Genomic DNA, 21141 nt, shown 5'->3' with positions numbered 1-21141 from the left:
TTTAGAATATTAAACAGGCGGCAAACGATCGGAGCCAATTTTCAGCAGTTTCAGGCTGTACGTGGCTAAAACAGTTTGAAAACGAGGAATTACGGCGTTTGAGTTCTCGAAAGACTCGCTCGATGATCTTCCGATTTCTGTTCCTTTCAGTATGAAATCCGAAAGATGCTATGGCTAGCGCAGTTTGGAGGTGTTGAGCGCCATCGAACAGAAACACGGCGAATTCGACGTTATATTCTGGCGAAGTTATCGCATCTCGATTAACGCGCTCGTTGTCGCCGAAAACAATCGTAGATGTAGCAGGTCATATGTATTGGGATCGGCCGCGGCATACAGCCGGAATTGTTGAGCGTTGATTCGAATCACGGTTTCGTCTACAGCAACCTGATTCGGGCTGCGACCCTCTGTGGGCTGTAGATCGATTTTTTTTTGCACCCAATCGTGGATGGCTTTGCGAGAGCGCTCGACACACAACCTTTCGAGGATACAGATGGGATTCGACAGCGAAAACCCCTAACTGCAGTTGAATACCGAGCTTCATCGCACGCTCGGGTGTCCGTTATCCTTCAAGAAAATCCAAATCAATCCAATCCGTGCAGCCGCTGAGGCGGTCGATTTCTGTCATAGGCATCGAGAAATCACTCCGTTTCACTCTTCATCCGTAACTAAACACGACACCCTCGGCAGATCAAAATAGTATATCTTCACCGATGGTTTGTTTTGCTAGCAGAATTTTCATAGATGAACACGCTCGTGCATACGTGACTATATACAGGCCAGTCGACATATAAAACGGTTGAGTTCCGTTCATCACACTACGGTACATTATATTTAAATATCCACTATTTATAGACAAAATCCGTCGTTGGCGTGTATTTATCGTTATTGTCTCTGTTGAACTTCCGTTTCTCGTCGTTACTGACTGGGTTCTCCAGCCCAGTTTGAGTTGATGAAATTCGAAATGTATTGATTGTCGAACGGAGCGTTGTACTAGCTCTGAGCCAATCCTTAGGATTACAATAGTAGGGTTGTAATTACAGCAGCAGCTTGAACCTAGACAAAAATAATCACATTTAGTGAACGGGATTAACGCAGGCCCACGCGCCCTACACGGTTATTGCTTCGTTCATTGCTCGAATATCCTGGTTTTTGCTGCATTTGGATCACTACAGTCTTTCGTAAGCGCCGTCTTCTATATTTAAATATCCATCACAAAAAGATATTTATATTTCACTCACCAAATTGGGCACTATGTCCCCCGATGACCGGGTTACGACGACGGAGACCTCGTTCGAGATCGTCGATACGATTAAAAATTGTAATGGCGCGACGTTAAGCCAGTTGAACCAAAAACTAGACTTGTCCCGGAGCGGGATCCACAAACATCTACACACGTTACAGGAATCTGGGTTTCTCACCAAAGAGGACAATACCTACCACATCGGTATGCGATTTTATAACCTTGGTGAGTACGCCCGTAAGCGAAAGCAGGAATTTGTTATCATCGAGAAGCACGCGGAAAAACTTTCTAATAACACGAACGAGGAGGTCGATTTTCTCATAGAAAATAATAATAAAGCACTATCGATATTCAGATCCCATCATCCTATCGAGAATCAACGTCACAGCGGACGATACTACTATATGCACTCTGTTGCCGGAGGAAAGGCATTGCTATCGACGTATACACGAGATCGCGTCGAAGCAGTACTAAATCAATGGGGGTTACCGAAACGAACGGAAAACACGATTACTTCCAGAGCGGCTCTCTTTCAGGAGCTTTCCCAGATTCGGGATCAAGGGTATGCTATCTCAGATGAAGAGTTCGAGCGCGGATTACGAGCAATAGCGATCCCAGTCGAAGAACCACTAGGGGAAGTAATTGGTGCGCTCGTCATTTCTGGCCCCACCTATAGAATGTCCCACGACCGTATGCAAGACGAACTGGCCGATACAATCCAATCATCCCGGGAAGAACTAGAATCGGTGATTTATGAGGAGAAATTTGGTAACGATTCGAAATCAACCTAGTGGGCTATACTGTGAAGAACGAATAAGAAGATCCAATATATGATTGACGTATTCGAGGATTACTGTACTCTGATGAGATCAGTTTGATCGTGGACGTATCGAAGATCGGGACTGAAGTTTCTACTAAAACAGAGACCTCGCGTACAAGTTGCAATGGTGTGACTTGAAGGAGATGATTGATAATTAGTGCCAAGTATTCGTCTTTAGCTGAGGATCACACCTCGGTTGCGTAGCGGTAGCGAGTGTCTCTTGCAGGATCGCTCGTTTCTTGTGGATCTTCTGTGCATCTTCGATCAGCCGTTCCAATAGCGGTGGTGACTGGTATCCGAGGAACTTGCCGAGTTCGTGGAGAATAACCTGGACGTGCGACCGGAAGGTCGCCGCCCAGCGTTTCGGCGGGAACACGATCCCCTCGTCAGCCTGCTCAGTGAATAGGTCCAACACATCACGACTCACCAGCAGCGAAAGCAATGCCGAGTACAGCAAAATTTCCACAACAACCGGGTTGCTTGTGTCGAACTCATCCAGTTAGTACTGCGTCTTCAACTCTCGAAACAGCGTTTCTACCTCCCAGCGACACCGATACAGCGTTGCTAAATCTGCTGGTAGGAACTCTCTGCTCCGAAGATTCGTGATATAGATATGGTAGTCGTCGGCCTCCTCGTTGTGGACGACGACGCGGAATCGTATCGTATCCAGTGATCGCGTCCCATTGCATCGCCCGCGCTTGGACTCGGCTTCGATCTCCGCGTCAATACACTTGACTTACGAAGTAGCCGTCGTTCTGGTCGGTCAACGTGAAGCGAAGATACTTGAAGTACGCAAAGTCGAGCAAAACAAGCCGTCCTTGCAACCACGAACCTATCTTGAATAGCGCGCTATCGTGCGTTTTCTCGTCAGTTACGTCGAGCCGTTCAATCGTCTGGCCGGTAGGCGTTGTCGAGTAGTGAACTTTCGCTCCAGCCTGCACCTAGTGAGGGGATTGGAACTGGTCAGGGAGGAACCCTCAGCACCGTTCCATTGACGATCACTACGTCTCTGGATCGGTCGATAGCAGCGTCAACTGCATCAGGAACAGCGACCCCGTCGAGCGCGGCCAAGACGACGTCGCGGAGATACTCTGCGGGTGCCGGCGTCAGCCGGAGATGGAAGCCACTGGGAGAGATCGTCTCATCAGCTGTCAAGTTGTACCTCCGTCTGTATCCAGCGAGTGTTCGGCTCTCGCCTGCGGCGAAGTCGAACACGAGGACAAGGATCTGTAGCTTACCCTCTTGTTTGACCACGCCGAGTTCCTCGGTGTGCTTTTCAAGATGCTCGGAGGAAAACAGTGTGGTGAGCCAACGCATAATTGAGGATGAAGAGCCGGAGTTGTGCACAAACTCGGCTTCCTCATCCTTCTCCAAGAGTAGTCTCAATAAGCCACCGCTGTCACGTGGTTCTCGTCTTAGCTAAAGACGGATGTTAGTGCCAAGAACCAAACCAGCACAAGGTTTATACACCCATAAAAAATACGAATCGCTATGGCAGAAATAGTATGTGAAGGACTGACGAAGGAATTTACGACTGAGTACGGAAGTGAGGTGGCAGTGGACGATATCGACGTGACGATAGATGACCAGTCCTTCGTAACGATTGTGGGACCAAGTGGCTGCGGAAAAACGACGTTATTGCGTATGTTGAGCGGTCTGGAATCTCCGACAACCGGGGAGGTGTACTTCGATGAGACTCAGGTAACCACCCTCCCGCCACAGGACCGTAATATTTCGATGGTCTTTCAAGATATAGCTTTGTTTCCATTCAAAACCGTGGAAAAAAATATTCTCTACGGCATCAAGTACACAGATATGGGTGAGGAGAAAGGAAAAGAACGGGTACGGGAAATCGCGACGATGCTCCAGATCGACGAACACCTGGATAAAAAGCCTGGACAACTCTCGGGGGGGCAACAGCAGCGGGTGGCTCTGGCTAGAGCACTTATCAGGGATCCAGATCTATTCTTGCTCGATGAACCGATGAGCGATCTCGACGCCCAGTTGAAAATCGAGATGCGGGCTGAACTCAAGAAGTTACATCAGGAGTTTCCCGTGACTACGGTTTACGTGACACACGATCAAGAGGAAGCGCTGACACTATCCGACAAGGTGGTTATCCTGAACGACGGCAAGGTGATGCAAGCGTCGTCCCCTGGTGATGTGTACGAGAATCCCGAAAATATGTTTGTTGCGGAGTTTATCGGTTCGCCGAAAATAAACATCATCGAAACACGTGTCGAAGGATCAACGCTCACGGACGGGACATTCGAACTCCCAATCACAGAAACTGCGGTTGACAATTTCGGAGACTCCCAGTACATCGGTATTCGGCCCCCTATTCTCTACCCCGTCGAAGACGAGGATGCAGCGAAGTTCTCTGGTACGATACGTATGATTGAGAACTACGGGAAGGAAACGGTACTTCACGTTACTGTCCCCCAAATCGAGCGAGAGATGCGGGTCAACATTTCATCAAAAGATTTCGCGGTGGGAGACGACATTTATTTGAATTTCGACTGCGAGAACGTCGACGTTTTCGACGGTACGACACGGGAGACGATCACGAATAACCTCGCCGAGTATTTAGCGCAAAAACCGAACCAGCCGACATCCTGAGCCTTAAAATGGCTATCTTGGAGCGTGTATACTGCCCAGATCTCTTATCGGTTGATATATCCGTGGAGTGATCGACCTCGGATTGATCTTATAATACTGTTTCTTTCTAGATGGATCGTCCGCCGTCAACGGGTAATGCCACCCCTGTGATCATTTTAGCCTCCTCGCTTGAAAGAAAGAGGATAGCATTTGCGATGTCGTCTACTTCGAGCAGGCGGCCCAGTGGGACGCTACTTTCGTACTCTTCCATACTCAAATCGCCGCTCGTGAATTTGGGGAGCATGTCCGTATTGGTAGCCCCGGGACAGATGGCGTTGACGCGAATGTTGTCGCTCGCTAGTTCGTACGCCAGTTGTTTTGATAGTGAAATAACGCCACCCTTCGCTGCAACGTAGGGTGCGAGTCCGTCACGGGGTCGAAGAGCAGCTACGGACGATTGATTTAGAATCACTCCACCTCCAGCTTCGCGCATATAGGGCACAGCGTGTTTGGTGGTCAAAAAGACGCTCTTGAGGTTCACCTGCTGATTTTGCTCCCATGTTTCTATATCAATATCCTCAACTGGGGTCGATTGTTGAGGGATTCCAGCGTTATTATACAAGACATCAATCGACCCGAACTGATCAACAGTCTGGGATATGAGTGACGTGACTGCCTCCTCGTCAGAGACATCCGTGACGATACCAATCGTCTCGCCTGACCCAACCTCTTGAATCGATTCTGCGGCCTCTTCTGTTCCATCAGGGTCGATATCTGCGATGACGACGTTCGCATCGTGCGATGCGAGAAGCCGTGCCGATTCGCGCCCAATTCCCGAAGCTGCACCAGTGACAATTACATTTTTATCTTCAACGGTCTGCATAGCCCGAAGTTGTTCTTTACCTAAATAAATCTTTGGTGAACGGACATTGTCCAAATTAGCTAATTGAAGTAGACAACAAATGCTTGCAACCATATTTTTGCTCCTCTGTTGACTTGATGGAAACGCTGCTACCCTAGGAGAGCGTGAAACAAGATATGGGGCGCAAGAGACCGACCGCTATTCCGTGCTACAGAGCACGTCGTGTTGACTGGTCCGTGTGCGAAAGAAGCCGAGTCATGGGCGTGACAGCCCGGATGCCGCGCGGCGCGGCATCCGGGAAAGCCCGAATAGGTGAATCTCTGCTTCACGCACTGGCGTCCCGGGTGAACAGACTATGTACCTCGGAATTGATGTCCACAAACGGTACGCACAGGTGGCAGTGATGGATGAGGCTGGGAAGATTGTCGAAGAGGTTCGCGTCAAGAACGCGAACCTCGACGACCTCGCCCAGCGGTACGCCGGCGCACAAGCTGTGCTTGAGGCGACCTCCAACTACTACCACATCCACGATACGCTGTCGGAGCACTTGGATGTGACCGTTGCTCATCCCAAAAAAATCAACCAGATCGCAGACACCGACAAGAAAACTGACCGCGTCGACGCCAAAGAACTCGCGCGAATGTTGCGGCTGAATTCGGTGCCTGAGAGCTATGTTCCGACCGAGGAAGTGAGGGAAGCCCGCGCACTCGTGCGCGGGCGACAAACGTTGGTCGAAAATCGTACCAAGTACGCCAACAAAGTCCACGGACTCCTCTCCGATCACGGTATCACTGAAGACGTGAAACCACTGACTGCGAGGGGACGAGAGTTCCTGCGGGAACTCTCGCTCCCGACGCCGTTCGACGCGTTGCTTGAGTCGTATCTCGACCTGATCGAGTCGCTCACCGACGAGATTCAGAAGCTCGAGAAGACGATTGAAGAACGCGCTGGGTCTCTGAAGGAGACCCAGCTGCTGATGACGATTCCTGGCGTGAGTTACTATACGGCGTTGACGATCTATGCGGAGTTAGGCGACATCGACCGGTTTGACGGAGACAAGGAGGTGGTTAGTTACGTCGGATTGAATCCGGTGATCCGCGAGTCAGGCGACTCGCGGATCGAAGGGAGCATCTCGAAACGTGGATCAGGTCGTGTAAGATGGCTGCTCGTCCAAGCAGCTAATACTGCAGTCCATACGTGTAACGACGAGTATCTGAGTCGGTTCTATGACCGGTTAGCAAGCCGGAAGAACTCACAGAAAGCAATCGTAGCGGCAGCTCGGAAGATGCTGGTGTCGATCTACCATATGCTTGATCGGGGAGACGTATACGATCCACCTGGTGTGAGCGCATAGACGAGGGAACTGAGGGCCGCCAAGTGGGCGGCCCTCAGTGGCCGGCCGAGGCCCTCCGTAGCGTCAGCTATCGCTAGACAGCGACCGCACCGCATCACGAGCAGGACCGCCTGTCGGCTGTGGGAATAGCAGATTCCAATACGGCGTAACCATTTTGTCGCCAGCGGTGGTTTGTCCGGGTAGCAGCGTTTCCATAGGTGAATAGCGACCTCCGAGCCGAAACGAACCGAGACCAGTTTTGAGATCACGACCCATACCCACTCACGTCCCGATTCAATTTCTGCCTCCGTACTCAATCACCGCTATTCAACAGAGCAGATTCAGTGGCTATTCAACAGAGCAATCTTCTCCCTTTCAGTCGTCAAATAGCTATGTCTGTCCTAATTACTACCCACACCATTCAATCGTCATCGGATCCGTATATGAGATATTGATAATTATATTTACAAAAACAATTAAGTAAATGCGTTTTGGACATCGTTCATATGTCACGAGATGACATAGGTACGGTGAATAGGCGCAAATTCCTCGGCACATCAATGGCAGTCGGGATCGGAGCGTTGGCAGGATGTTCCGGAGGCACCGAGACAGCCACATTACAATTTATGACGGACCAGAGCGCTCCAGAGTCACAGGATGTGTTCGAGAGCGCGTTCGACGAGTGGGCAGAAACTAGAGACGAAGATGTCGAATCAGAGTTTCAGTATCTCGGATTCGAGGAAGTCTGGCAACAGGCGGGCCAACAACTAGAAGCTGGATCTCCGCCGGATCTCCTGTTGATGCGAGTGGGCGAAACGAGTCAGTTTGGTCTCGCAGGGCACCTAAGTGACTTGTCTGGCGTGATTGACGCAATCGATATCGACATACCAGACCGGATGCTGGTGGAATTCGACGGCGATAGCGTCTATCTAGCACACGACGTGGATCAACCTTCACAATTTTATCGAACTGACATATACGACGATGCCGGTGTTGAACCGGGCTCGACGTGGGAAGAGGATCTGGAGACGCTCTCGACGCTTGACGAGAATCTGGACGAGATGGACCCTATGCTCGTACTGGCAAACGACGCCTCAGGACCAACTCAGTGGTTCCACGATACGCACTTTTGGGGCAACGGCGTCCACTACGTCGAACGAGACGGTGGGGACCTGAACGTTACTATCGATCAGGAGCCATATCGAGAGCGAGCAATAGAGACGCTTGAATACCTCCAGCAAAAGTACCAGTATTCACCAGCGTCGTTCGACTACTCGTGGGGCGAATTGATAGATACGTTCGCGACCGAACAGGTTGCGACGACACATTACGTCGGACGCCTCGTCAGCAGTGTTGCTGAATCTGCACCTGAAGTATACAATAATATGGCTGCAGCCCCGGATCCAGTCGCGCCCCTTGCTGAAGCTGGCGATGCAGATTACGTAATGCGCGGGACGTCCAACGGGTTCTCCGTTCCCGCAGAGGCGGACAACGCCGACCTAGCGAAGGACTTCTTGGAGTACTTTATGAACAACTGGTACACCGATAGCCTCCTTGCTGTTCCGATTCATAAGGTTCCCGTTAATCTCAACATCCTCGACAGCGATGCGTTCCAGGAACACGAACTAGTACAGGAAAATCAAGAGTACGTCGAGTACGTCAAGGAGTGGAATGATTCGGTGGTATGGATTCAAAACCGAACGGAGCCAGCTACACCCTTCCTCAACGGGCTCACCAACGGGTCAGGCGCGATCCCGACAATGATTTCCTCGACGCTCCTCGGGGAGGCTGAACCCGGAGAGGCGGTTGACGCTGCCGCGGACGAACTACGAGATCTGATCGAAAACGAGTTCAGCGATCAGGTAGATCAACTCTGAAAATGGCAAAGTCTCAGCCTCGACGTGTTACAGACCTTCTGCCGGAGAGATACCATTCTATCGCGGAAAACGAAATCACAAAATCGCTGCTGTTTCTCTCACCGGCAATTTTCATTTTCTTTCTAGTGTCTGTATTTCCGATTATTTTCGGTATCTGGATGGGATTGACCACAAGAGGGATCGGCGGTGCGAATATCTCGTTTGTGGGACTCGAAAATTTCCAGACGCTGGCTGGAGATGCTGATTTCAAAATGTCTCTCTGGCGCGGTGGTGTCTACGCGTTTTACTCTGTGTTTGTCCAGACACTCTTGGGCGTGCTGATCGCTCTCGTACTAAACGAATCTTTTCGATTTGCCAATATCGTCAGAACCATCGTCATACTCCCGTATCTGGTCCCAACGGTCGCAATTGCGTTCGTTTTCAGATGGATTCTCAACGCACAGTACGGGGTAGTCAATTACGTGCTTCTGGCAACCGGTCTCAGAGCTGAACCGTTGAGTTTTTTCTCGATGGAGACGGCTATGCACTCCGTAGTCTGGATATCAAGTTGGAAGTTCACTATTTTCGTCGTCTTGGTCGTGCTGGCGCGAATACAGGCGATCGACTCCGAGTTGTACGAACTCGCGAAAATCAATGGAGCGAACATCTATCGTCGATTTATGGACGTCACCCTACCGAACATCAAGAACGTCCTCTTACTTGTGGTGTTGCTCCGCGGCATCTGGATGTTCAACAGGTTCGACGTCATCTGGCTGCTGACCCAAGGTGGGCCACTTGATCGCACTATGACGCTTGTGGTACTCGCGTACATCACGGCGTTCCAGACCTCCAGTATGGGGATGGCAGCCGCAATGGTCACTGTAATGTTCGTTCTATTGCTTGTATCTGCGATGGTATACATTCAATTGTTTGATCCCGAACGGGAGGTGGAACAATGAGCACCACGTCTAGTTCTCAGACGCTCGCACAGCGGGTTCTCCCCCGGATTCACCGGGTGTTGCTCTACGCCTTCGCGGCCGTGTTCGTATTCGCGTTCGGTTTCCCCATCTACTGGATGATGGTGTCGAGTATAACGCCGCTGGAACAGGTCATATCCTACCCACCATCTTTCGTCCCGTTAGAGATGACCTTCGAAAACTACGAACGGTTGCTGTCGGATACGTCGTTTGCCCAGTGGATGTTCAACAGTCTGGTCGTTTCCTTCGGGAACATCGCACTCTCAATTACTGTTTCGATTCTCGCTGGCTACGGGTTAACTCGATTTCATCTCCCATACAAGAAACACCTCGCCTACATTTTCTTGTTTGCCTATATGTTTGCGCCGGTAATGCTTGGAGTGCCATACTTTATGATCTTCCATCAGTACGGACTTCTGAACACGTATCCCGGAATCATCCTCGCTCATTCCTCAGTCACGATTCCGTTTACAATCTGGTTAATGTGGCAGTTCTTCCAGACAGTTCCAATCGAACTGGAGGAGTCTGCATGGATATATGGGGCTCCGAGATGGAAAAGTATGCTTGAAGTGGCGATTCCGAGTGCAGCACCTGGTATCGTTGCAGCCGCAATCTTCGCGTTCGGTATCTCGTGGAGTGATTACACGTTCGCGCTGATTCTGATCTCGGATCCGAGTATGCAAATGATGACTGTCGGCATCGCGAACTTCACTACTGGTGCCGAAATTTTCTGGGACTTGATTATGGCAAGTATCACGCTGTTAGTCATTCCACCGTTGTTAATTATATTCTTCCTCAACAAGTACATACTCAAAGGCTTCAGCGTGAGCGGTATGTGACAAGGTAACGTATTTATGTTTTCCCCCGGAATCGACAAACAGAGTCAATGAGCCGATTACACGAGACAGAACCGATTACGGATACGATAGCCAGGGTCGCAGAATACACGACCACTATGGACGTCGCTCACGAGGATTGGCAAAAAGCTATTGCGGTCGATGGCCTTCTCGCCACCGAAACGGAACTTGATTGGGCACGACGTGCCATTGATCGCGCAATAGACACCCAGACGTCGAACGGGCAGTTTGCCTACGGCTGGGGAAATTATCCTAAAGATTGGGCCAGATGGACCGAATACGACGTGGAAACCTACAATCCGACGACCCTTGCTGCAGCACTCGCTGACGGAGCCCTTGCATTTTACAACCGAACAGGTAACGAGCGATATCTCGAAGCGGTCGAGAAGCAGACTATGTTCCTCGACAGCGTTGAGCGGACTTCAACCGGTGGAATTACGCGGAGACGCGAGGAAGACGAAATATGGACAGAGACACTAAGTTTCGTCTGTCCATACTTTGTACGGTACGGCAGGATCACAGATTCGCCAGCATATATCAAGGCGGCACGCGATCAAATTCGCATTCACATTGATCATCTGCTGGATTCTCGGACCAACCTGTTTCGGCATATCTGGCGAGAGACGCCAGACTGCTATCCGGCGAGTTCGTTCTGGTCGCGAGCTAATGGCTGGGCGCTGGCCGGCATTCTGGAATCAACTCTCCGGTTACCAGCTGAGTACGACAAGTCCAAGTTGCACTCGCTCATCGAATCGACGGCGAGCGCTCTGATAAAGTACCAAGATGAGAGTGGTTTCTGGCATCAGAAAATAGATGATACGACGACTCCGTTAGAAAGTTCAGGGACGCTGATATTTGCATACGCGCTCAAAACCGCGTTGAACGAAGGAATCATTGACGACCAGCGGTTTCGCGAGGCGGCCCGCGACGGGTTCGCGGCCGTACGCAATGAAGTGGACTCAAGCGGTGCGGTTCATCGTGTTTCGAAACCCCCAGCCAGTGCTCGATCTGAACTGGGCGTTACACCGTACGGACAAGGATGGTTTTTGAAAGCAGCAACACAATTCATTACCAATGAACAAAATTAATTCCACTGAAGTGACGGACGGACCGAGTCGTGCACCACACAGAGCCCTATTCAAAGCGATGGGGCATTCGGACGAGGATCTGGAGAAACCGCTCGTCGGGATCGCCAATCCTGGCTCCGAACTGACGCCGTGTAACATTCATTTACCGGAACTTGCAACTGCCAGTGCAACCGGGATCGAAGATGCCCAAGGGCTCCCGCTCGAGTTTGGAACGATAACGATCAGCGACGTCATTGCGACGGGTCACTCGGGAATCAAAACGTCGCTAGTTTCGCGTGAGGTTATCGCTGATTCCGTCGAACTCGTCGCGATTTCGGAATGTCTGGACGCGTTACTGACAATCGGCGGATGTGACAAGAATCTCCCCGGGATGTTGATGGCTGCTGCGCGTCTCGATATTCCATCGGTGTTTTTGTACGGTGGAACAATGTTACCTGGCCACTATCAAGAAGAGGACGTTACGGTTCAGGACGTGTTCGAAGCCGTCGGGGAGTACAACCGCGGAAACATAGATGCTGCCGATCTCGAGGAGATTGAGAATGCCGCTTGTCCCGGCCCCGGATCCTGTGCAGGAATGTATACGGCTAATACGATGGCCGCCGTCAGCGAGGCCCTGGGTATGAGTCCTTTGGGAAGTGCTTCTCCACCTGCAGATACCGACGAGCGGACTGCAGTCGCAACGCAGTCTGGCAGAGTTCTGATGGAGATGCTCGAGCAGGAAATCAGGCCGAGCGACGTGTTGACCGAGGCGGCGTTTGAGAATGCGATCACGACTGTTTCGGCGATCGGAGGGTCGACCAATGCTGTGTTGCACTTGCTGGCCCTTGCCAGGGAGGTCGGGGTCGATCTTGAGATTGACGCATTTGATAGGATCTGCAAACGGACCCCACAGATCTGTAACCTACGTCCCAGCGGAGGATACGTTATGGCTGATCTCCACCGCTCCGGTGGTATACCAGCGGTGCTTTCAACGCTTCGGGAGGGTGGCTATCTCGACGAGAGTGCTCTCACGGTCTCGGGACAAACGATAGGTGCGGAACTCGATTCATACTCGCTTCCAGAAATCGACACTGACGTCGTCCGGCCACTGGAAGATCCTCTCTACGAAAGTGGTGCAATCGTCGTTCTTAAGGGCAACCTTGCTCCGGAGGGAGCTGTTACGAAAGTGACTGGTGGCGACGAGTATGTTTTCACGGGGCCTGCTAGGGTATTTGAGGACAAGGGAACGGCCTATTCCGCTGTGAAAGATGGCGATATCGACGACGGAGACGTCATCATCGTTCGGAACGAGGGACCAAGCGGTGGCCCCGGGATGCCGGGGCTGCTGGATGTGAGCTCTGCGATAGTAGGTCGTGACATCGAGGCCAATGTCGCTCTGTGTACAGACGGCCGTTTTTCCGGGGCCACGCGTGGACCTATGATCGGCCACATTGCACCAGAGGCAGCGTCTGGCGGACCGCTTGCGGCGGTTCAGACTGGGGACCAGATTCGAATAGACATCCCTGACCGGCGCCTCGATGTTGATCTCTCAGATAAAGAAATAGCGTCGCGGCTTACCAGCATCGAGAAACAGTCTTCCGACGAATCCTCACAGGTCCTGCGGAAATATGGAATGCTTTTCGATTCAGCAGCTGTCGGTGCGACAACCCGGATTGAGGATTAATTGGGACGACTCTCGTGTGAATTCTCGTTTACAAAGACATCTCCCCGACTCTTGATAGGTTATCCACCGTATACTCAATGAGATATACCTGCCATTTTGGAGTATCCCACGAAACCATTGAAATTTGTCATTAGCAGACAGACATCATAAAAAGACGCCACTGTCGCCAAGATCGATACTCGTGATTATTCGTGTTAGTATACTCAATGGCCACTGGTTCCAGCGCCTGAACGATGATCTCGGTCCCAAGCGGTGAGAGGTCTAGTTTCCGGGCTGCAATTCGATGGTTGACTATGCCGGCGAGGTACTTATAGGCGAATATAATGCGCTCGTCGTCTGTTCGTCAATATAACCACAACGTTCAAGAGCGATTTCACATTCACCCTCAGAACACATCCATAACCCGGAACGTGCGTCTCGAACACCTCACGGGACGTGAAACAACAACTACGTTCTCGTCACTGAGGTCGGCAACGTATTTGATTCAAACAAGATATATTTGGACAGCTGTACTGGACGATCTTTCGGAATTCGAGTTCGATGACCTGATAGAGGACTTATTCCGCCACATCGACAACGAGAGTAGATGGGTCATTGGTGACGGGATCTTCTATTGAATTTTTCATCTCCGACGATACTATCACTTCATATTCATATTTTTCAAGTGTTTTTGATATTTTATGTATTATATAGAAATATATCATTAGTTCCGATAGGACGTGCACAAAATCGCTTCCCAAACTATAACCAGAATAAACGGCCGGAGTAGATGAGTGGACACGGAGCACTTCTATCGTCTCAGTTTGTTATCAGCCAAATCAGGTAACTTAGATAGTTAGAGAAAATTTTACCCAAAATTAATATAGTTTATATGAAACAAACGATAAGGTGACGATTACATAGCTCTGAAACTGAAATCAGAAGAAGCCAGGAAAATTTGTAACTCTGCAAAACAAAAGAGTGAATAGCTCAGAATCCTGATGAGTATCGCCGTAATTGGTGTCAGAAACGAACTCCTGCATTTTGAACGTGCGGGTAGGTCTAATCCAGTCACATCCGTGTTGCGACCGCGGAACCCATACGGATCTTGAGATTCGGAGCGAAACAATTGGAAAGGGTTTCCGAGACACGTAAACTATAGTAGCGTTTGTAACTGATTACTCATCCAATCGCACACTGTGGTGCGATCGTGTGAGCGAAGACTTGCAAACGCTACTATAACACCCGTCGAAATATTTTGCTCTGTCCTAAACGCATCCCCCAGCGGGTTTCAGGCGAGGTCAATCTCCCTTCGCTTGGGAGTTTGTATTTGATACACACATGCCTTGTTGAACGCAAGACAGCGACGGGGTAGGGTCGATTGTTTGTAGTCTCACGCTGTCAGAGGTGCGTTCTTACAGTCAGAAGATACAGCGGCTGTTACTGACAGCGGTTGCCGAAGGGTCAAAACTATGGTATCTTGCTTCGTTGTTTCGGTGACGACGGCGATGCCTCTCCCGGATACGTCCGGAGAAGGGGAGCAGGCGGCGAGCCCTAACTCGCCGCCTGCGTTAGGTTATGGACGATGCACTTCCGAGTCAGCTCCCGGAACTGGCCGTGCCAGCTCCGGGAGCGGAGCTTCTCGCCGTCGTCTTCTTTCAACTGCGAGAAGCCCGTCTCACTCATCCAGCGTTGGTTGTAATCCTCGGTCATTCGGGCGTTGTGGGCCTTCTGCAACGGTGTTTGTTCCCTGTGCTTGATCAGTGGTCGCGTTGAGTTCGAGCGACACTCCTCACGGAGTTCGCCCCACGAGTAGTTCGCGTCAGCAGACAATACACGCAGGTCTTCCGCGTTCCGGCGGAAGACCTGCATCCCGATGTGGCCGTCCCACGCCTTCTGTGTCGTGAAATGAACGTCTTTGATCGCTAGCGAGTTCACGTCGATCAAGATGGTTGTCTTCATCGACTGGAACGAGTAGTTCGCACGGTCACGGTAGTGATAGCTGGTCTGATCACGCTGGAAGCCACTTGCATCGATTGCGGCTTCACCACTCCAGCCCGCCTGCTCCGCCGAAGCGCGGAGCAGGCGGCGGAGTTCACGCATCCGATACTCGTCTTCCCACCGGCAGAACGAACTGTAGTGTGGTGCCTCGTTGAGATCAAATACGGCGAGGATACCGGGCATCTCGTTGAGGTAGTCTTCAGTCTCACGAAGACTCTTCTCCAACTCAACGCGGAACAAAATCAACGCAATCTGTGTCCACTTGGCGTACCCGTCCGCGCCGTTCGGCGCGGCGGGTACGTCAGGGTCATCTACGTGCTGTTTGGCAAGATCTCGACACATCCGAGCGAGCCGTCTGAGCGATCCCATATCGCCAGACGGCGTCCAATTCCCGGTTAGCTTGACGGTATTTTCCTGTGAGAGCGTCTGAAACTACAGTCAGCTAGCGGCAAAACAAGGCATACACACAGGAAGAAGTCCGGAGAGAACTGAGAGGTGCTGAGCAAGTCAAGCCAGTCAAGTACGGTGAAACCACGTTCTGGGTTACTGAAGCGAGTTTGTCGGCTGAGGTTCGGGACGAAGTGGCAACTTTCTAAAATGTTGGTTCTGACTTACCAGACTCAGTCACGCCTTCTCTATCCTCTTTTAGACAGGAGCATATCAAATAGATAGATATTCTGACCGGGTAATCTCATATTTTCGATAGAGGGAACAGTCGCGAAACTGATTCGAAATGCGATCCAATCGCTTGTTCGGAGCTCCGCACGAATCGTCAGTGCCACTGAGACAGTGTTGCTTGAAACGTACGAGATTATCGTCGAGAAAAGTCACGGCGTGTACAATTCGTTCATTATCGCGCTTGGACGAGCATATGACGCCGATTATCTGATCAAGAAAGAAGATGATTTCGACGATCTGTGCGCGGTTGAAGATGTCAAATGCGTTAATTCAATCTCATCTTAGAAACGTGAGAAATTAACACTCATTGATAGATAGTCGGTCTGCGATACATATGTGGACTGTACTGAGCGATTCCCGCTTCAGGATTGGTAACGATAACATTTTCCGAAGACTAAATGGAGCGGAAATACAGGTATAATAACCGTTATACGACACCCTCTACCAAGTTTCTATGTTTGTGATAAAATGTGTGATCGATTCCGAGGGCAATTATTCGGATTATAAAATGAATGCAGAGATTCTTTGTCGAGACGGATATATGCAATGTAGTTCAGAAAAGAATCTGAGAATCTATGCTATATCCTCATAAAAATCTCACAAGAGGCCAGAATTTTGAGGAGGAGAACGGAGAAGGATATGCCGGGAGAAGTATTAACCAACAATGGAGGGGTCGTGTTAATTTTGGCGTGAGTTGTGACGGACAGCGAGGGCTTGGAGCCACGATTCTGCTGTCGGTGGGTTGATATGGCTAAAACTCGTTGCAAACGAAGACGTTCGTCGTTCTATTTCCCAAAAGACACGTTCGATGGCATTCCGATTCCCGTGTGAAATCATCTGGAATCGGTATCCGTCTTCATCGAGGACATTGACTAAGTAATCGGCATCGTCGACGAGAAATTCGACTCCATCCAGCTGATATCGTCGATGTAGATCGGCCAGAAACCATCGCGTTGTCTGTTTTGTTGTCGTCGAAAATAGTCTGAACTGCAATATTTCGTTTGTTTCGGGATCGACGGCACCGTACAGCCAGTAGTCGTCGCCGTTGACGCGGATCACTTTCTCGTCCACCGCGATCTGATCCGCAATTACCGTTGAAATCGGCTGTAGATCAGCCTTGTGCACCCAGTTGTGAACAGCGACGTGACTCCGCTGGACTCCCAACTCATCGAGAAACTGACTGGCATCCCTTGTTGACATACCTGCAAGATGACACTGGATGCCTACTTGAATCGCCCACTCGGGAGTCCGCTTTCGCTCCACAAACGACAAGTCGATCCACTCGATACATCCGCTGAGGCGTTCGGATTCTGCCATAGACACTCAGAACTCGAACGCCTCATCCTCTAACTTAACGCGACCAATGGAGGAGGCAAGATACTTTTGTTGGTTAAGATGGGCAGACAAGACAAAAGTATCAGACACTAATAGTGGAAATAGAGGCGAAAGAGCGAAATGAATTCGAGTGAATATAATTGACTTAGAGCCTCAGAAACTATTTTCACATATAATCAGCAAAGGTCGTAGGCCTATTCTTGTCGTTCTCGAAGATCGACTCCAGACTCCGCTCCAGTACTTCGAGCCGCTGTTTGGTGTACTCACGGCAGCCGAACTCCTCGGCGACGTGGATGGCGGTGTCCATATACTTGTTCACCGAGCCGCGGTGGACAGTGAGGTTGACGCGGCCGCCACACTCCCGGCAGTCGCCGGTCAGCGGCATCCGGCGGTACTTCTCGCCGCAGTCGAGACACCGGGTCTCCTGTCTGGCAAAGGCCCGGAGGTTCCCGATCAGATCCGGGAGGAAGTGATACTCGATGACGCGCTCTGCGACGTCGGTCTCGTCGACCGCCCGGAGCTTCCGCGACAGCGCCAGTTGGGCGTCCATCTTGTCCATCATCGAGTCCAGTGTCTTGTACGCCGACAGGTCCGGCCCCAGAGCGATGTTGGAGGTGTCGTGCGTGTGCTCGAAGCCGCGGTACTCGTCGTCGGTGCCCAGCGTGTCCTCGCCGAGTTTGATCAGATCCTCGACCTCGTCGGGATCCGCAAGCTCCCGCGTCGCCTCGTAGAATTCGAGCGGATACTCCCGGGCGATGTCCATATTGTGCGCCTCGTCGTCGATCTCGCTGGGATCGATGCGGGAGGACATCACCAGCGGGGCGTCCATCTGCCCGCCGCGCTGGTCCGGGAGGTACTGCTTCGAGAAGTTCAGCAGGCCGTCCATCAGCAGCATCACGCAATCCTCGTCGCCGTCGCAGTTCCGGCGCTTCGCGGCGTGAAAGTACGGATGCGCGTAGCCGACCGCCGCGGAGGTGAAGCCGACCACGCGGCCGACGACCGCCGCCGACGTGTGCGGCGCCATCCCGAAGACGAGTTCGCCGACGAGGTCGTCGCGCTCCTCGACCTCGTAGAACGGCGGGAGGTCGTAGAACTGTTCGAGGAGGTCGTCGACGAAGTCCGCCGTCTTGAGCATATGCTCGGCGGCGCCATCGGAGAGGACGATGTCCTGGACTTTCAGTTCGACCAGCTGGTCGTCGAACTGCAGCGGTTCGCCGTCGATGTCGGTCTCGTAGCCGAGTTCGCGGAAGTGCTCGGCCGTCACGTCGAGTTCCGACGGGCGGACCGACGTCACCGGCAGGTCAGTCATATCGTAGCGGACCGTGCCGTCCTTGAAGGACGAGACGCCGTTTTTCGCGCGCAGAATCCCTTTCTGCATCGGCTCTGGTGTCTTGTTCGCGGAGGTGAGCCCCTTGACGCCCTTCAGGATGTCGTAGGCCGACTCTCGCTCGCCGACCGACTCCAGTGCCTCCCGGTACTCCTCGCCCACGTCGATGGAGAACCACTCGGGGCTCCTGACGTCGCGGTCGCAGCGGTCGCAGTGAACGCGCCCGGCGTCGTCGGGTTCGACGACGCTACCGCACTCCTCGCATTCGTAGTACGGTTCGGTGTGGGTGTCGCAGTCGGGACAGGTCGTCCGGTAGGTGTGAGTGTCGCAGTCGGGGCAGACGCGGTCCCCCACCTGGACGTCGACGACGCCGCGGCGCCCCTCGTCGTCTCTGGCCCGGGCGGCCTTGCCGACGTCGCGCTGGCTGCCGCCGGCCTCGCCGATGGGAAAGAGCGTGTGCACGGCCGGCGAGAGGTCTCTCGATTCCGATTTCTCGGGGCGGCCCATCCGGTTGCCGATGCGTGTGGGAGCGCGCTCGCGGATCTCGAAGGGGGCGACCTCGTTGACCGCCCGCAACGCGCTCTCGCCGTCGTCCCACTCGCGGGCGCCCGATGTGAGGTCGCTCTCCTCCCAGGCTCGTTCGGGGGGCGCCCCCGAGTCGAGACCGGTGAATCCCAGCGACCGGACCAGCAGTCGCCACTCGGGGACCCGGATAGTCTCGTCGTCCTGGGTGTGTTCGACGAGCAGGCCTTCGAGCGTCTCGGCGACCGGTTCGGTGTTGGGGATCGCCAGGACGTCGTCGCCGCCCTCGTTCGGACCGCTTCCGGGATCGCCCACTGGTCCGTCCGTACCGTCCGCGTCGGCGAGGCCGCCGTCGGCCTCCGCCGCGAGTACGCGCCCGGACTCGACGGCGTCGGCGAGGCCGAGGAACTGCTCGACGGAGACGTCGTGCCACAGATACGTGTAGTCGGGGTGGAGTGGGCAGTCGTACGCCGTCGCCCACTCGAACGCCTCGGTGGGCGTCGGGTGTTCGAGGTCGACCGCGGGGTCGTCGTCGAGCGCCTGGACGGGCCCGCCGGCCGCCTCGAACGCCTGCACCCACCACTCGTAAACGTACGACGCGGGGGCGAGCGGGTGGTTGTTCTCGACGAATTCGCCGAAGTTGACGAGGTACTCCCCCAGATCGAGGATCTTCTCGACGCCGTTTCTGACTTCCAGCGCCTCCGCGGGGTCGTCGATCCGCCGCACGTCACCGTTGGCGAGGCGGACCGTCGGCCCCTCGATCGAGTCGACCGGGACGACGCCGGCGGCCTTCCCGGGCCGTTCGGTCTTGATCTGGGTCCCGGTCGCGAGGAAGTCGTCGACGAGGTGCATCGTCGCCGGGTGGACCCCGGCAGTCGCAAAGCCGTGGTTGCGAGCGCGGCCGTAGCGGAGGCGGAACCCGCCCTCGGCACTCGGATGGCTGAAGACGGGACGGCCGGCGATGAGGTCCCGGAGGAACTTCGATGAGGGGTCGGGCCGAAGCGGGCCGTCCCTTGCACCGTCCGCATCGTCTCCGGCCTCGCCGTTGGAGCCATCCGTTTGCTCGTCGCTTTCGGCTGTATCGTCATCGCCAGCGTCGTTGCCGTCGCCTGCTTCGCCCTCGTCTCCGTCCGTCTCGCCGGCCGCCGATTCGGCCGCATCCTCGCCGATGGTGCCGTCGATGAGGTCCTGGAGCCACGGCCAGTCGACCTCGTCGAGGCCGCGGGTGTACCGCTGGATCTTCGGCGCCTTGAGCGCGATCCCCTCCGCGAGGACCAGACACATCCCGCCGCGGGCGGCGTTGGTGTCGACGCGTTCGAGGTCGCGGAAGCCCGAGACCTCCTCGTCGCTTGTGGCCTCCCCGTCGAGCATAATCGGCATATGCTCGGCGATGAACCTCGTCTCCTTGTCTTTCGGTGTGTACTGGAGGCCGGTCTCCTTGTCGTAGAGACCGATCTCCTCGGCGTAGCGTTCGATTTCGTCTGTACGCGCCCGAAATTCCTCGATTCCGAGGAGCGAGCGGGCGTAGTCGGCGACGAGCACCGAGAGGGCCTGTGCGGTGCCGCCGGCCGAGCGGATTGGCCCCGCGTAGTAGACGTTCACGAACTCCGTGCCGTCGTCGTTTTCGAGGATCTCGACGCGGTCGATGCCCTCGATCGGCGCGGCGACGACCCCCTCGGTGAGGAGCGCGACGGCCGTCCGGACCGCGCCCTCGATCTTTCCGGCCCGGCCCTCGTAGTCGCCGACGGTCCCTTCGACGAAGTCGGTGACGAGTTCGAGGGCGGCCTCCTCGCGGGACATCTCGCCTTCGAGTTCGCGGACGCGCTCGGCGACACCCCCGATCCCGAGGATGTTCTCGACCCGGTCGGCCATATCCTTCGCGACCGGGATCTCGACCTCGGGTTCGGGGTCGTATCCCCGGCGCTTCGCCCGTTCGGCGCGGTCGAACGCCTCGTCGAGGCGGGATTCGAGCCGCTCGAAGTAGCGCTCGTCGTCCTCCCGCACG

Annotated in this window: 13 protein-coding genes and 2 pseudogenes; 8 read left to right on the top strand and 7 right to left on the bottom strand. The window is 53.5% G+C overall.

What is annotated here, in order from left to right:
- Position 1: 1 nt before the first annotated feature.
- A pseudogene (locus tag RJT37_RS04265) lies at positions 2-625 on the bottom strand (transposase domain-containing protein).
- Positions 626-1251: 626 nt separating this feature from the next.
- On the opposite strand from RJT37_RS04265, the gene RJT37_RS04260 reads away from it, so the two are divergent.
- Complete coding sequence (locus RJT37_RS04260) at positions 1252-2031, top strand: IclR family transcriptional regulator (protein WP_313688082.1); 780 nt, start codon at positions 1252-1254, stop codon at positions 2029-2031.
- Between the two features lie 183 nt (positions 2032-2214).
- On the opposite strand, the pseudogene RJT37_RS04255 reads toward RJT37_RS04260, so the two are convergent.
- Positions 2215-3377: pseudogene (locus RJT37_RS04255) on the bottom strand (IS4 family transposase).
- Positions 3378-3551: 174 nt separating this feature from the next.
- On the opposite strand from RJT37_RS04255, the gene RJT37_RS04250 reads away from it, so the two are divergent.
- A complete protein-coding gene (locus RJT37_RS04250; protein WP_313688080.1) occupies positions 3552-4679 on the top strand; it encodes an ABC transporter ATP-binding protein in 1128 nt (375 codons plus the stop codon).
- A 106-nt stretch (positions 4680-4785) separates the two neighbouring features.
- On the opposite strand, the gene RJT37_RS04245 is transcribed toward RJT37_RS04250, so the two are convergent.
- Positions 4786-5541: an SDR family NAD(P)-dependent oxidoreductase gene (locus tag RJT37_RS04245; protein ID WP_313688079.1), complete on the bottom strand. Its 756-nt coding sequence runs from the start codon at positions 5539-5541 to the stop codon at positions 4786-4788.
- 334 nt (positions 5542-5875) lie between these two features.
- Between RJT37_RS04245 and RJT37_RS04240 the strand changes: the two genes are divergently transcribed.
- The 6 genes from RJT37_RS04240 to ilvD all read left to right on the top strand — a co-directional run bounded on the left by RJT37_RS04240 (position 5876) and on the right by ilvD (position 13294).
- Positions 5876-6874 (top strand): IS110 family RNA-guided transposase, encoded by a 999-nt coding sequence (locus tag RJT37_RS04240; protein WP_313687416.1) that lies wholly within the window; start codon positions 5876-5878, stop codon positions 6872-6874.
- Positions 6875-7359: 485 nt separating this feature from the next.
- Complete coding sequence (locus RJT37_RS04235) at positions 7360-8730, top strand: ABC transporter substrate-binding protein (protein ID WP_313688077.1); 1371 nt, start codon at positions 7360-7362, stop codon at positions 8728-8730.
- 2 nt (positions 8731-8732) lie between these two features.
- Positions 8733-9668: a carbohydrate ABC transporter permease gene (locus RJT37_RS04230; protein ID WP_313688075.1), complete on the top strand. Its 936-nt coding sequence runs from the start codon at positions 8733-8735 to the stop codon at positions 9666-9668.
- Complete coding sequence (locus RJT37_RS04225; protein ID WP_313688073.1) at positions 9665-10525, top strand: carbohydrate ABC transporter permease; 861 nt, start codon at positions 9665-9667, stop codon at positions 10523-10525. Before RJT37_RS04230 ends, RJT37_RS04225 begins: the two co-directional genes overlap by 4 nt.
- Before the next feature lie 116 nt (positions 10526-10641).
- Complete coding sequence (locus RJT37_RS04220) at positions 10642-11631, top strand: glycoside hydrolase family 88 protein (protein WP_313688071.1); 990 nt, start codon at positions 10642-10644, stop codon at positions 11629-11631.
- Positions 11618-13294: a dihydroxy-acid dehydratase gene (ilvD, locus tag RJT37_RS04215; protein ID WP_313688069.1), complete on the top strand. Its 1677-nt coding sequence runs from the start codon at positions 11618-11620 to the stop codon at positions 13292-13294. The genes RJT37_RS04220 and ilvD overlap by 14 nt, the downstream gene beginning before the upstream one ends.
- Positions 13295-13424: 130 nt before the next feature.
- On the opposite strand, the gene RJT37_RS20600 is transcribed toward ilvD, so the two are convergent.
- From RJT37_RS20600 to RJT37_RS04200, 4 genes are all read right to left on the bottom strand, one after another.
- Positions 13425-13574 carry a DUF7437 domain-containing protein gene (locus RJT37_RS20600; RefSeq protein ID WP_425604912.1) on the bottom strand — a complete coding sequence of 50 codons (150 nt, stop codon included), beginning with the start codon at positions 13572-13574 and terminating at the stop codon, positions 13425-13427.
- Positions 13575-14827: 1253 nt separating this feature from the next.
- Positions 14828-15643 carry an IS5 family transposase gene (locus RJT37_RS04210; RefSeq protein WP_313684617.1) on the bottom strand — a complete coding sequence of 272 codons (816 nt, stop codon included), beginning with the start codon at positions 15641-15643 and terminating at the stop codon, positions 14828-14830.
- 987 nt (positions 15644-16630) lie between these two features.
- Complete coding sequence (locus RJT37_RS04205; protein ID WP_313688068.1) at positions 16631-17269, bottom strand: IS6 family transposase; 639 nt, start codon at positions 17267-17269, stop codon at positions 16631-16633.
- A gap of 184 nt (positions 17270-17453) precedes the next feature.
- Complete coding sequence (locus RJT37_RS04200; protein WP_313688066.1) at positions 17454-21140, bottom strand: DNA polymerase II large subunit; 3687 nt, start codon at positions 21138-21140, stop codon at positions 17454-17456.
- Position 21141: the final 1 nt, after the last annotated feature.

The organism is Halobellus marinus (assembly GCF_032113415.1).
Taxonomy (GTDB): Archaea; Halobacteriota; Halobacteria; order Halobacteriales; family Haloferacaceae; genus Haloquadratum; species Haloquadratum marinus.
Note: the sequence above shows the minus strand (reverse complement) of the source record. Positions and strands in the feature narration are given on the sequence as shown.